Origin of the sequence: Neobacillus terrae, from assembly GCF_011393025.1 — a bacterium.
GTDB classification, from domain to species: Bacteria; Bacillota; Bacilli; order Bacillales; family Cytobacillaceae; genus Neobacillus_A; species Neobacillus_A terrae.
The window spans coordinates 1-13013 of the sequence record NZ_JAAOEO010000046.1 but is presented as its reverse complement, the minus strand read 5'-3'; the positions used below and the strand labels follow the sequence as shown (position 1 = coordinate 13013).

Genomic DNA, 13013 nt, shown 5'->3' with positions numbered 1-13013 from the left:
TGACAGCTAAGAGCTAAGTTATTTAAGTTAAAACAAGATATTCTTAACATAAAAGAAGCCGTATAAGAGCCCATCAAATGGACAAATAACGGCGAAGTAACTTAATTCATATTATACCATATCGAGGTACTTTAATTGGGTTAATTTATTTTTTATTTTTTCAGCTATCCTAACTATAGCCCCCGTACTGAGATTTTTGGAATTTTGTTTTTTCAATATTTTGGTTAACGATTCCAACTCTCTGGGATTTCCCCCCTGTCCACTCCATTCTTCCACTAAAAGCCATAATATTCTGCGCAAATAAAAAGGATAAAATTGGGATGATATGTATTTTGCTCCCTTTAAGCCTTTCTTAATATTTTTTTAATATTATTTGTATATAATTTATTTGTTGTTAAGTGAAAGATTGTGATTTTCGAAGGAATCAATTTTATAAAAGGTGCTATTTTATATGAGTATTATTCTTATTCTTTCCAAAGGGAAAAAAGAAATCTTGCTATACTCATTCTTATATTTCCTAAAAAGGGATTGGAGAAGGTTAATGATGAAAATACTTGCAATTGTACCTGCTTTTAATGAAGAGGAAGGTTTAAAACAACTTGCAGTAAAATTTAAAAACATTGATTTGGTTGACATTCTTGTCATAAATGATTGTTCAAATGACCATACATCAGCCTTGGGCAAAAAACTTGGATTTAACGTAATTGACCTTCCATGTAATTTGGGAATTGGGGGAGCAGTCCAAACCGGTTATAGATATGCATGGGAACATGGCTACGATATAGCCATCCAGGTGGACGGTGATGGCCAACACAATCCTGCATATATAAACGACCTTATTCGATCAATTAAGGAGGGAACAGCTGATTTAGTTATTGGATCACGTTATTTAAAAAAAGAAGGATTTCAATCAACCAGTTTGAGAAGGGCCGGCATTCGTTATTTAAGTTTCTTGATAAACCTGCTGGAGAAAAAAAGGATAACGGATCCTACGTCTGGATTTAGGGCTTGTAATCGTAAAGTCATTGAACAGTTCAGCATCCGGTACCCACACGATTATCCAGAGCCTGAATCAATCGCCTATTTGTTAAGAAACAATTTCCGGATTAAAGAAGTCCCTGTAATTATGAATGAAAGAATTGGTGGTAAATCCAGCATTACCTCGTTCCAGTCTGTTTATTATATGATTAAAGTTTCTTTAGCAATTTTTATCGATAGCCTGCGGAAGATCGGTTTGGCATAAGTCATCCAATTTAAATTTGTATGGAAGGAGAATACTATGATTTCCGCCCAATTACAAATCATACTGTTAATTGCGTCTGTCATTACACTTTTTGCTTTTATAAACATGATTAGAAAGTATAATCTTGAGCTTAAATATTCATTGCTCTGGTTGTTTATCTGTATTTTCAATATCCTGCTGGCATCATTCTCGCAAATTTCAAAAATAATTGCGGATGTATTGAGTATAAAAGCGCCAGTTAATGCTATTTTTCTTTTATCATTCGCTTTTCAATTTTTTCTCATTTTTAGTCTTACATTAACTATTTCCCGGCTTTCCAATAAGTTTACGAAGCTTGTACAGGAAGTTGGCTTGTTAAAAAAAGAAGTGGAAAATCTGCAAAACACCCACTCAGTTGAGAGGTAACATTTATGTTAAAATATGTACTCATACTTGTTAATATACTTTGTCTTGTTCTTGGACAAACATCTTGGAAAATAGGTTTGGGAAATATGCACGTTCACGGTAATCTTATTCAAAAGTTCATTCAGTTTGTATTTTCCCCGTTTATTTTTTTAGGATTTGTCCTCTATATTCTCGCAACGGTTATTTGGATGTATTTGCTGTCAAAATTACCGCTAAGCTTTTTATATCCATTACAAAGTGTTGCTTATGTTCTCGCTCTCTTTGTGGGGCTTTTTCTATTTAAGGAACAAATCCCCATCACTAGGTGGGTAGGTACGGCTGTTATTTTGGCAGGAGTATATTTGGTGGTCAAATAACCATTTATCAGTGTCAGAAGGAGGTGTTTTATTTTGTTTGAGCGAATTAAGCGTCCTGTTTATGCTGAGCGAAAGAATTATGGGATGGTCTGGACGATTGCCATTGTCGTCTTTTTTCTTTTTTGGCTGGTCATAAATGAAAACAGTGGTTTTTTTACTTCCGCAAAAGAGTTAGAGAATACAGCTGCAGGGCAGTATTACAGCGATTTGACGATTCCGGACTTTGCCAACGATTCGACCGTTTCGCAAACCTTTGTTTCGAAAAGGAATTCATTTTCGCGGATTCAAATCCCTTTTCATATTACCAGTGCAAAACCTCAAGGTACGTTAAACCTTGAACTGAAGGATTATGTAAATGGGAAAGTAGTTTTTACACAAACAGTTTACTTGAATAAGCTTAAGAACGGGCGTCCAACTACTTTTAATTTCCCTAAAATAAACGGTGCCAAAGGAAAAAAATATGAATTGACAATCACAGCCAGCGGCGTCAAAAAGAGTGCATCTGCTGCTGTCTGGAAAAGTACAGAGGACCATTATAAACAAGGGCGGCTGACCATTAATGGCCATAATGTTTCAGGTGATCTCCGTTTTTCCATATATGATATCCATAGCAGGACGCTTATCAGCAAACCAATGTATGCTATGACAGGAGCGCTATTCCTGATCATCTTTATACTATCCATAGTGTTATTAGGAAGATATAAAAATGAAATGCATAAGGCATTTTTGGTTACTGGCCTTCCAATCGGTCTGGCATTAGCCATTATCATTCCGCCTTTTGACCAATTGGATGAATTTGACCATTTTTTACGGTCCTTTGAGGTTTCAGAAGGAATGTTTGTTAATCAGGTAACCCAGCATGGTCTGGGAAACTATATTCCGGGCAGCCTCATCGATACCATCCATAAAACTCAGTTTATTAACGGTACCGGATATCAATACGACATAGTAAAAGAGGCTTTTGAAACGAAATTAACCCCGTCAAATAGAGTGTTCTTCCGGAATTATGCATCGTCCTATCCACCTACTATATATATCCCGCAAGCAATTGGGTTATGGGTGGGGAGACTTTTCTTCGATTCCCCGATGATGATGATGTATCTGGGCAGAATATTTAATCTTTTCGCCTATGTAACAATTGTCTATTTTGCTTTAAAGATTGTTCCGATTAAAAAAAATCTTTTTTATATCATGGCACTTTTGCCAATGTCAATCAATCAGGCAGCAACATTGTCCGGTGATTCGATGATCATTTCATCTGCTTTCCTGTTTACGGCATATGTATTATACATGGCTTATGGAAATGTAGAAAGGATTACCCTTAAACATATTCTGGCGACAATAGGGATTGGAATTTTTATTTGTGTTTCGAAAATCGTGTATTACCCAATAGCCTTTCTCTTTTTCCTTATTCCATTAAGGAAGTTCATAGATAAGAAGGATTTCATTAAAAAATTACTATTGGTTTTCGCAGGCTTCACTATTCCATATCTTATCTGGAATTGGTTAAACCTAGCTAATCTATCTATCCCGGATGTTCGGACACATGCCGGGGTATTACCAAAGGGTCAAATTTCGTTTATACTAACACACCCATTCCTATATATAAAAGTCCTTATTGATTCATTTATCGGTTTAGGACAATCCAAGTTTTTAGGGATGCTTGGAATTGGTATCTCCATCTACCATTACTCAACTCCGGACATCGTTATTTACACGTTTTTGTTCCTTATGATTCTATTTGGTCTAGTGAATGACGAAAGGGATCTTGAGTTATACAAATATAGAAAAATGGATAAGGCAATTATAGTATTTGTCATGTTAGCTATTATATTGCTTGTTTATACTGCATTATATGTAGGATATACCCCTGTGGGGCACTCCATTGTAAATGGCGTCCAGGGGAGATACTTGGTTCCGGTATCCATTTTCATGTTCTTAAGCATTTCAAATCGTCAGGTTATCAATAAACATAAAAATCTCAATTTCTTTCTGTATACGATTATCCATTGTTGCATGTATGTTGCTCTATTAACATATCTTATTCAAATTAACACCTTTTTATAAAAAACTGGGAGGCAGGTATCTTCCCAGTTTTTTTAATGGTGCAAAAGGAACTATTCACCGGTGGCGCATGGTAATATAAACCCCACAAATCCATTAATTGGGATTAGATCGTTTGGAGAAAAAACCAATTTGGTTTCACAAATAATTACAGCCCAAATCAAGGGTTACCAACAAAATGGCCTATTAGCCACTGCTAATCACTTTCCTGGTCATATAATCTCATTTACTTATGATATGGTTCCCCACTATTTATGCTAAACTAAATCCTGAAGAAGAAAAATTAAATAGTATTTTTGTAAAAGTGCTGACTAAAAAGGCAACTTCTCATCTTTTAAAAAACCCACCCTATTATTTTACGGATTATCTCTGTCATTTCTTCTTCCCCTTTTGAGTGAGTTTCTCTCGAAAATTCGCATATACTAGAAGTCTTTCGATAAAGTCCGAAGCCTCATGTCCTGTCAGTGTTCCTATTTTTTTCAAAGATGAAAAATAACGCTCTACAGGAATGCTAACCTGCCCTTTAGTGAAACAACAAAAAAGTCTTAATCCTCTTGAAGTAAAGCCCCCGTTAGTGAAAGTACAATGTTTCACAATCTCTCCATAGCAACCACTTTCCTGTTCGAAAAACTGTTTATATCTCTGGAAATTTCAAAATTATAACCTGAATAAAATTGGATTGGTCTTCTAAACCTAATTAGGAAAGGAGGTAATGGATAAATGAAAAAAGACATTCAAAATAATTTAACAGACTCACAATCAGTGAAAAACCAGCTTAATCAACTTGAGGCACAAAATGCTACAAATGAGAAAAATAAAAATGGTAGTACGAATGAGATTAACCCAATAGTAACTGATGAAGGACTAAATCAATAAATTACATGCCCTACTAGTACCACGCTAGTAGGGTTCACCTGTTTGTTTATATTAAGTATTCCTGATGTTTTAATTTGTTTCCTTTTAATGCCATCCGCCAAAAGTTTATGTTACAAATTCAACTATACTTCCCCCTTGCGTACATAGTGTGTATTTTTGTTGTTGATATAGCGAAATAGCAAAACCACATGAGACAGCCATTCTTGTGGGAAAAATACCTAGCATAATCAGAATCAGGAAACCCGACCCCAAAAACGGCGATTTTTTCCTGTTTCTGTGCGTCAGCGGACGGAATAGGGATTCCCTTGTTCAACTAACCTCCCCTTTAGCAAAATAAGAAAAAAGGTGCTGCCGCAGCAACACCTTTAATTAACATAAGCCCACTTTTGTTTAAGTACAATATATCACGAACTTATTTCGAACCTGTTATCCACATTATAAAAGCCAAACCAGAGTGGCAACAAAACTCTTATAATAGATATTAGTAGGATTTTAATGGAAATTTATACAGTATCATTCCGCTCTACACTGGCATCATTTGAACAGTGGCAAGACCACCGCTCGTTAATGATTATTCTTCTTCGCGTAACAGAAGGGCTTCTTTCGCCATAACCGCAAGTTCAATTGTTTCAAGGGTTTTGCAATAATTATTTAAAATCTCTTCACTCAAACTTACTTCTTTATGAATATAATCCAGAACTTGCCAATCCTCAAACCACTCTCCGCTCTTCGCATCTTCATGTGGGGTATTCGGCCAGGCGTATTTTAAAGGCGGGCTATACAGCCGCTTGGCACCCTTTCTCAACATGCAATTCTTGATCCGCCGCTTATAAAGGGATCGGGGAAAGGATTCATTTACATCATTAAACAAATCAGGCCAATAATCTTTCCGTGAGCCCGTGTGAGGGTGTTGATGTGCCCATTTCAAGACCCCTGCAAGAATCTCTTCACGCTGAAAAAGAAGGGAATACAATTTTTTTCCGAATAAAATTCTTTCGTGGAGCGAAGTGAAATACCGTGAGGTGGCGCCGGCTAGTAAAGTTTTCTCCCTTTTTTCCCCATCATAGTAGGGAAAAAGAATATTATTAAGACGCAAAAAATCATACATTTTAAAGCTGACCGTACCTGTTACGGTTTTTTTGAAATGATTATTTTGAATCAATCTTTTTTCCAGATAGCTTTGTTCATTTATCACCATCGCAATCGCCAATGTAGAGCTATCCCCACTGTGCCAAAAATAACGCCACATCGTTTCCATGAAGGTGGAAATGTAAAAAAAAGGTAAAAGGTGGAACATTTCTTGGCTCCCCCTAACACTCAGGTCATAAATCAAAAATTGAGGAAACACATCTTGAAAAATCAACCAACTGCCGTGTTCCAAAAAGGAAAAAAAAGCTTTCTGATCTCTTTCAGGCAGAAGTTTTGTCAGCAATTCCCCTTTTAAATCCGTCATGTTCCATCCGACGTTTCGTGATACCATATGTCCGAGAAGGGCCCAATGTATTTCAGGGTGCTCAAGGTAAAACTGAAAATAAGCTTGAGTCCGTTTTACATTGTTTTGGTTAAGTTCTCTCGTCTGTTCTCTTATAAGGTGAATACATTGTTTATCATTTTTTGATAAACAGGTCAGAAGGCCGGAAGATTTCTTTTTCATCTTTTTTTTTAATTCTTTTTTTACATCAGATAAAGAGTTTAGCAAAAACGGCATCATCCTTTATCAAAGTTCATTTTGAGTGTATCGGCCATCCCCCTTCAAAGGATGCATATTCATATTGCTCATGGAATATGAATACAAAGATGATTATTTGGGAGAGGATGGGTAATATGAGGCATCGGGTATATAAGGAAATTAACATAATCGCTGATCAGTTAATCCAGGACCAATCAGAGAACGGGGCCTGGCATTACCCTTTCGAGACCGGGATCGCAACGGACTGCAGTATGATAATCTTATTACGGACATTGGAGATAAATGATGAGGAGTTCATAAAAGAATTGGTGAAACGTATCGCCGGAAAACAGCAGGAAGATGGGTCATGGAAGCTGTTTCATGATGAGGAAAAAGGAAATCTTACAACCACTGTGGAAGCTTATTATGCCCTTCTTTATTCTGGTTACCGGGATCGAAAAGACAAGGAAATCCAGGCAGCCAGGCGGTTTATTATGGCCAACGGAGGGGCCGCGGAAGTCCATATGTTTTTGAAAATCATGTTGGCCATAACAGGACAATGTGAGTGGCCGCACTTCCCCATTAATATTGAAGTGATGCTTTTACCAGACTCATTTCCAATCAACCTTTTTGACCTCTCCGTGTACGGAAGAGCGAACATTATCCCTTTTTTGATTCTCGCCAATACGAATTTTCGTAAGAGAACGCCTCGATCGCCCAATCTCTCCGATTTATTTCGAAAAAAAGATGTTCGTTTTTTTACAGAAGATCAGGCAGAAGAGGCCCGCTCGGTAATCAAATTGATTAAACAGGGGATTAAGGGTCTGAAATCCCATGTAAACCTTCGCGAATTGGCATTATCTCGTGCCGAAAAATATATGCTGGACCGAATCGAACCGGACGGCACCTTTTGTAATTATTTCAGCACAACTTCTCTCATGATTTATGCCTTACTGGCTAGGGGGTATCCAAGTACACATCCGGTGATTACTCGTGCCGTACAAGGATTAAAAACGATGACTTGCCGGATTGACGGAGAACTTCACTGCCAGTACACGACGGCATCGGTCTGGAATACGGCTTTAATCAATTATGCTCTGCAAGAATCCGGAGTTCCCTACTCATCCAACACTACACAAAAGGCAAATGATTACATTCTCTCCCGTCAGCATATCAAATACGGGGATTGGGTCATTCATCAACCGAACCTGTTACCAGGAGGCTGGGGGTTTGCGGACATGAACACAATCCACCCAGATATTGACGATACAACAGCTGCACTGAGGGCAATACGTACTTTGGCCACAAAGCAAGTGGATTGCCGGCAGGCATGGGATCGTGGAGTAAACTGGCTCATTTCCATGCAAAACAAGGATGGAGGTTGGGGGGCATTCGAAAAGAATGTGGATAAGAAACTGTTGAATTTGTTGCCGATAGAGGGTGGAATAGATTTATTGATTGATCCGTCGACGGTTGATTTAACGGGAAGGACATTAGAGTTCTTCGGAAACTATACCCATTTGGATCTTCATCATCCCATGGTGAAAGATGGGATTCGTTGGTTGTTGCGGCATCAAAATTCAGATGGTTCCTGGGTGGGGCGATGGGGCGTGTATATTTATGGCACATGGGCGGCTGTAACGGGAATGGTTGCAGTTGGGGTTTCCACGAATCATCCAGCTATTCAAAAGGCTCTAACTTGGCTGCGAAAAATTCAGAATCCCGACGGGGGTTGGGGAGAATCCTGTAAAAGTGATATTAAAAATTGTTATGTACCGTTGGGCGAAAGTACCCGCACTCATACCGCTTGGGCCCTTGACACACTCATCTCGGCCGCAACTGTAGTTACTCCAGAAATTGAAAACGGTGCAGCTTTTTTAGTGGATAAGAAGGAGAAAGATTGGACGGCGACCTACCCAAAAGGAAGGGGAATGGCAGGATCCTTTTATCTCAATTATCATTGTTATGAATATGTTTTTCCATTGATTTCCCTCTCCCATTATCAAAAATTAACAGGTGGGCAGCTCCTAACTGCTAAGTCTCACAAGGATTTTAATTAAGGTTTTGTGTATCAAAAAATCTCTTGAGTGACCTTTGACATATTTTTATATCCTGTCCCATAAAATGAACAAACCACATCAGTAGTCAAAGCAAAATCTTGCCAACTAAAAGGAGGTAGGCAAAAGATGCTAGGGGCGATCCACCAATTTTTGGATCTTAACATATTAATTTGGTTTTTTCCCATCATTTTTATTTTCCATGACTTAGAAGAGATCATAACCATTGAATCTTCCATGGCTGCACTCAAAGACAAATATCCGAAAACTAACTTCGTCGAACTAACGTTAAGAATGAGAGAAAAACTTGGTTCGACTGCTGCCCAACTTGCTGTTTCGGCTACATGGATTTTACTGATTATCTCATTCACTACAGTGATGACCGCCCATTATTCATCGAACGGAGGAGGTTTTCTTTTATTTACAGCCATTCTAAATTTATTTGTTTTGCAGGCATTCATGCATATTGTTCAAACCATTATGTTCAGGGGCTACACGCCTGGCATCATAACGTCACTGTTCCTCCTTATCCCTTACTGCCTCGTTACATATTATTTTTTAGTTGAATATGGACAGATGGACTGGCATTTGATATTCACCAGTTTTCCGGTCAGTTTGATTTTGATCCTAGTTTTCCTAGTTGGCAATCTTTTAGGTCGTTATTTTATTCGATAACTGGCCCCAGACTTTTTTATAAAGTCACTTGACCCTTTCAGAATCAAGATGTTGAACTCTTAATCAGAAGAGGTTACTAAAAATTGAATTAAGCTTTTATTTAAGACTTCTGATGAAGTCTTTTTTTATATTTTTGTGAAACTGAATAACGCACACCCGTTAGCTTATGAACTTATCTTTTAGTTTTGAATATCAATGGGTTCCTTCTTCCACTAACCTGCCCGTTAGCCATCCATGCAGCACAAAATCAGTGTTGCACCACAGAGAATGAAAATAGGTAGGAAGTGTCAATACTGATACTGACCTTAATCCAGTCCACCCCTCTTCATAGACTTATTAATTAACCCTCTCCTCTTTTTTTTCTATTGAGCTGGGTCTTCTTAAGTATTGTCATTTTTCTAATCTTGACGAAACTTATTTTCATGGTAGTTAAATAACTTCCAGTATTTCGGCTGGTAATGCACCTAAGAAAAGAGTAATTCCGTTACTGTATGATATTTCAATTTTATAATGAGTTTCATCATCAGTGTTTTTGGTGTACGCACTAGGGCCTCTATAGCTTCTTCCATGTTAAAATGCATACAACTGCTTCTCATAATTAAGCCTCCTCCATTTGAAATGATTATATTTATTCAACAATAAACCTACCCTTCTATTACTTTTTAAATTTTTAGTTCCTCTCTAATTGCAACTTCCGTTTGAATTAACTCTGTTTTGCTTTAGTGACTCCACTTAAAAAAATTTTTTTGTTGGATTTTTCTATAGTCATTTTTATTCGGTGTTTTTCATATTTATATCAATAGCCCTTCAGTCGAAGGATTTCTTTAAGTACAAATATTCATTTTCAGGGGGAATTTTCATTGTTTGAAATACCGTTAGATGGTGATAGGCATACCTATATAAATCAGCATCAAGACACAATAGAAGTGGTTATCTTTTATTATCAAAATCGAATTGAAGTTAGCGCAGCTATTTTACATAATAGTTCATTTAAAGATTAAATAGGATTAGGTTTCCATAGTTCAATTAGAAAAAAGGCTATCCAAATGGCCATAAGAAATCTAAACAGAAAGGCTTATCAATAATAACTAAAATAAAATAGTCCATAAAATGCTGCCGGACATTAAAGTGTGAGCAAAGTATGGTAAACCTAGATTTTCCACCTTAACTTTCCACCACCATTTTTTATGGAACCTTAAGGGGTTCCTTTTTTAATGATTAAAAATTGCGGAACTTAGACGTCCGTTTCATTGTTGTTAAGAATCCACGCTTGTCCGTTTCAAACTATTTATGTATCTCATATCTTGCTAATAACTGATAATAGGGAGGTGGAATTATTATGGATGAAAGGGTCAGGGAAAGACTAAGGGTAATCCAAGAAGTTCTTCAAGAACAACTTCTAACTCAGTTACAGACTCAACGTGTAGTCCAATCTCAGAATCAGCGGCAGGTGGAACTTCAAGCTCAACTTCAAGCTCAACTTCAAGCTCAGCTTCAACGGCAAAATCAAGCACAGGCACAAAATGACACTGACACTGTTACTTTAAAAAATGTTGGAAATCCAATTGTTATTGTGAATTGTAACAATGAAAAGGAAAGAAAACACAAAAGACACAAAAGTGAATCATCATCTTTTTAAGTTCTTCCATGGGTTTCCCTAAAGGGCTTTGACTGATTCACCATACTCTTTACACCTAAACGGAAGCACGCCACCGTCGGGTGCTTCCTTTACTCTATTACTCATTAGGGTTCAAAAATAAATTATCGTAGCCCAATCACTAGCCTTCGTTCCTTATATAATAGAATAAGCAATTAATTTAAGCCTTCAACCAACCAGTGTTTCTTCAATGGAACCCTCAGGGGTTCCTTTTTTTTATGGAATGTCCGTTATGATTACCAGATAATCATTATGAATATACTCGAGAAGAGCAAAGCAATTACCTTCACACCAGAGTACCCTCTCCCTGTTAGCTTTGCTCTTTATTTCGCTATATTTGTCAAATACGTATTAAGGATTTTTCTTCTTCCACAAACTGCCCTTTAGTGGAACAACAAAAAAAGGCTATACTCCTTTTTGAAGTAAAGCCCCCGTTAGCTTAAGTACATTTCTTCACAATATGATCGTATTGTTCATCAAATCTCCTGGTTGGATTAAAATTAACTTCTATTATGGATTCCACATTAAAAAGCCTATTTTTAAAGTTGACAAACTCATGGCTACCTTATTCTCATAAGATATATGGACTATAAAAAAAGAAGGTGATTTAATGTACCAAAATCCATATCCTTATCATGATTACTATCAACATCAGCAAGCACACTATAATCCTTATGAACAACACCATCATCAATATGGACACCAACATCACCATTACGGACAATATCCGTACGGGTACCAACATCCATATGGATACCCTTATCATTATGGACCATACCATCCATATTAATTTATCCCCTTACAATAGGTACCCTTTTGGGTACCCTATTTGTTACTCTTTATGGGTCTTTTATGAAACACAAAATATTCGTACTGATTAACAACAGTCTTTAAAATTCCACTTTCGCAATATGTTCGTAGGATGATGAACTAATAAAGTTATTATCAGAACAAAAACTGCATTTTTGGCATATTTATATAATTCCAATAAATAGTAAAGGATGTTTTAAATGACAGGTAACGGATTTCCTATTAAGATTGATAATGTTGCAGGATCTGCAATTGTTGAGTTTGGAGGTGCTCTCTTTATTTCACCTAAATCAGCTTCTAAAAGTTATCACGGCTCTGGGTCTTCGAATACTGCTGCTCAAGTAAATACTTTTACTTTATTTAGTTCAACAAATACAATTCAATCTGATTTGATTGATCAACCTATCGTCCGAGATAACTAGTTTTTCCTAAATCAATTATTTATCATTATAAGAAGCGTTGAATGGCACTTCTATTTATTTCCTATATCCAAACGTCACAATTTGGATCAAATACGCATTAAGGGTTTATTCCTTATTCAACTAAACTGACCTTTAGTTGAATAAGAAACCAATTAAGTAAAAATTACTTATTATTTTTTTCTCTATTATCAAAGGCAATTTCAATAAAGAATAATAATAAAACGGCAACGATTTCTGTTTTCAATGGAATTGTAATGCTATTCATATATTCATCTACCATATGCAATGCTAACCAAGTAAATGTGCAATCAATTAACATTCGTGTGATAAATGATTGATATTTACCTGATACATATTGGGATAACACCGTGATTAAAGTTATAGAGATTAAATCCACAACACCACCAAAAAGAAACAACAACAATACAAAACCAATAAGGGAGAATGGTGATGTATATTGAACTCCAAATAAATTAAAAAAGCCTACAACTCCAAAGAATATACTCCCAATAACAAACATAATGGATATGACAACCACAAGTGTTAAAGCTGTAATAACCAATACTTTTTCAAATAAACCCATATCTCAAAATCGATTTTTTTTATTTTTACGATTCATTATTTAGTAACAATTCCTTTTTCATAAACTTTCAAATTGATAACATTTATCGCCCAACATTATAACACACCTTCTTCAACTATCCTCCCTCAATGAAGAAAGGAAAATCTCCCGTTTTCTCCTGTTTTCTTAGATTTTCATAGTAGTTTACCTTACGGTA

General features: G+C 36.5%; 15 protein-coding genes. 11 read left to right on the top strand and 4 right to left on the bottom strand.

Translation table 11 applies throughout. From position 1 onward, the window contains the following. The first annotated feature begins 544 nt into the window (after nt 1–544). The 6 genes from G8761_RS25850 (at nt 545) to G8761_RS25825 (ending at nt 4944) form a co-directional block, all read left to right on the top strand. Entirely contained in the window at nt 545–1243 is a 699-nt protein-coding gene (locus G8761_RS25850) for a glycosyltransferase family 2 protein (RefSeq protein WP_166030810.1), read from the top strand. A 36-nt stretch (nt 1244–1279) separates the two neighbouring features. Further along, nucleotides 1280–1648 carry a DUF2304 domain-containing protein gene (locus G8761_RS25845; RefSeq protein WP_166030809.1) on the top strand — a complete coding sequence of 123 codons (369 nt, stop codon included), beginning with the start codon at nt 1280–1282 and terminating at the stop codon, nt 1646–1648. A gap of 5 nt (nt 1649–1653) precedes the next feature. Then, the gene (locus tag G8761_RS25840; RefSeq protein ID WP_166030808.1) at nt 1654–2004 is read left to right on the top strand and encodes an EamA family transporter; all 351 of its coding nucleotides are present in this window, start codon (nt 1654–1656) and stop codon (nt 2002–2004) included. 33 nt (nt 2005–2037) lie between these two features. After that, nucleotides 2038–4071, top strand: a complete 2034-nt coding sequence (locus G8761_RS25835) for a DUF2142 domain-containing protein (protein WP_166030807.1) — start codon at nt 2038–2040, stop codon at nt 4069–4071. 60 nt (nt 4072–4131) lie between these two features. Next, nucleotides 4132–4329 (top strand): glycoside hydrolase family 3 N-terminal domain-containing protein, encoded by a 198-nt coding sequence (locus G8761_RS28215; protein ID WP_166030806.1) that lies wholly within the window; start codon nt 4132–4134, stop codon nt 4327–4329. A gap of 459 nt (nt 4330–4788) precedes the next feature. Beyond that, a complete protein-coding gene (locus tag G8761_RS25825) occupies nt 4789–4944 on the top strand; it encodes a hypothetical protein (RefSeq protein ID WP_166030805.1) in 156 nt (51 codons plus the stop codon). 571 nt (nt 4945–5515) lie between these two features. Here the strand turns inward: G8761_RS25825 and G8761_RS25820 are convergent. After that, a complete protein-coding gene (locus G8761_RS25820; RefSeq protein ID WP_166030804.1) occupies nt 5516–6652 on the bottom strand; it encodes a DUF2515 family protein in 1137 nt (378 codons plus the stop codon). 116 nt (nt 6653–6768) lie between these two features. Here G8761_RS25820 and shc point away from each other — a divergent pair, with 116 nt between their 5' ends. Together shc and G8761_RS25810 are read left to right on the top strand one after the other, a co-directional pair. Further along, the gene (gene shc / locus G8761_RS25815) at nt 6769–8673 is read left to right on the top strand and encodes a squalene--hopene cyclase (protein WP_166030803.1); all 1905 of its coding nucleotides are present in this window, start codon (nt 6769–6771) and stop codon (nt 8671–8673) included. Between the two features lie 126 nt (nt 8674–8799). After that, a complete protein-coding gene (locus tag G8761_RS25810) occupies nt 8800–9345 on the top strand; it encodes an HXXEE domain-containing protein (RefSeq protein ID WP_166030802.1) in 546 nt (181 codons plus the stop codon). A 464-nt stretch (nt 9346–9809) separates the two neighbouring features. Here the strand turns inward: G8761_RS25810 and G8761_RS27770 are convergent, their stop codons facing one another. Further along, a complete protein-coding gene (locus tag G8761_RS27770; protein WP_275940746.1) occupies nt 9810–9941 on the bottom strand; it encodes a hypothetical protein in 132 nt (43 codons plus the stop codon). Nucleotides 9942–10205: 264 nt separating this feature from the next. Between G8761_RS27770 and G8761_RS25805 the strand changes: the two genes are divergently transcribed. Then, complete coding sequence (locus tag G8761_RS25805) at nt 10206–10346, top strand: hypothetical protein (RefSeq protein WP_166030801.1); 141 nt, start codon at nt 10206–10208, stop codon at nt 10344–10346. A 338-nt stretch (nt 10347–10684) separates the two neighbouring features. Continuing rightward, a complete protein-coding gene (locus G8761_RS25800; RefSeq protein ID WP_166030800.1) occupies nt 10685–10984 on the top strand; it encodes a hypothetical protein in 300 nt (99 codons plus the stop codon). Nucleotides 10985–11589: 605 nt separating this feature from the next. Here the strand turns inward: G8761_RS25800 and G8761_RS25795 are convergent. After that, on the bottom strand, nt 11590–11787 hold the full coding sequence (locus G8761_RS25795) for a hypothetical protein (RefSeq protein ID WP_166030799.1): 198 nt from the start codon (nt 11785–11787) through the stop codon (nt 11590–11592). A 225-nt stretch (nt 11788–12012) separates the two neighbouring features. On the opposite strand from G8761_RS25795, the gene G8761_RS25790 reads away from it, so the two are divergent. Beyond that, nucleotides 12013–12234: a spore germination protein gene (locus tag G8761_RS25790; protein WP_166030798.1), complete on the top strand. Its 222-nt coding sequence runs from the start codon at nt 12013–12015 to the stop codon at nt 12232–12234. Nucleotides 12235–12397: 163 nt separating this feature from the next. Here G8761_RS25790 and G8761_RS25785 read toward each other — a convergent pair whose 3' ends face one another. Continuing rightward, nucleotides 12398–12817, bottom strand: coding sequence for a YrvL family regulatory protein (locus tag G8761_RS25785; protein WP_166030797.1), 420 nt, complete (start codon nt 12815–12817; stop codon nt 12398–12400). Nucleotides 12818–13013: the final 196 nt, after the last annotated feature.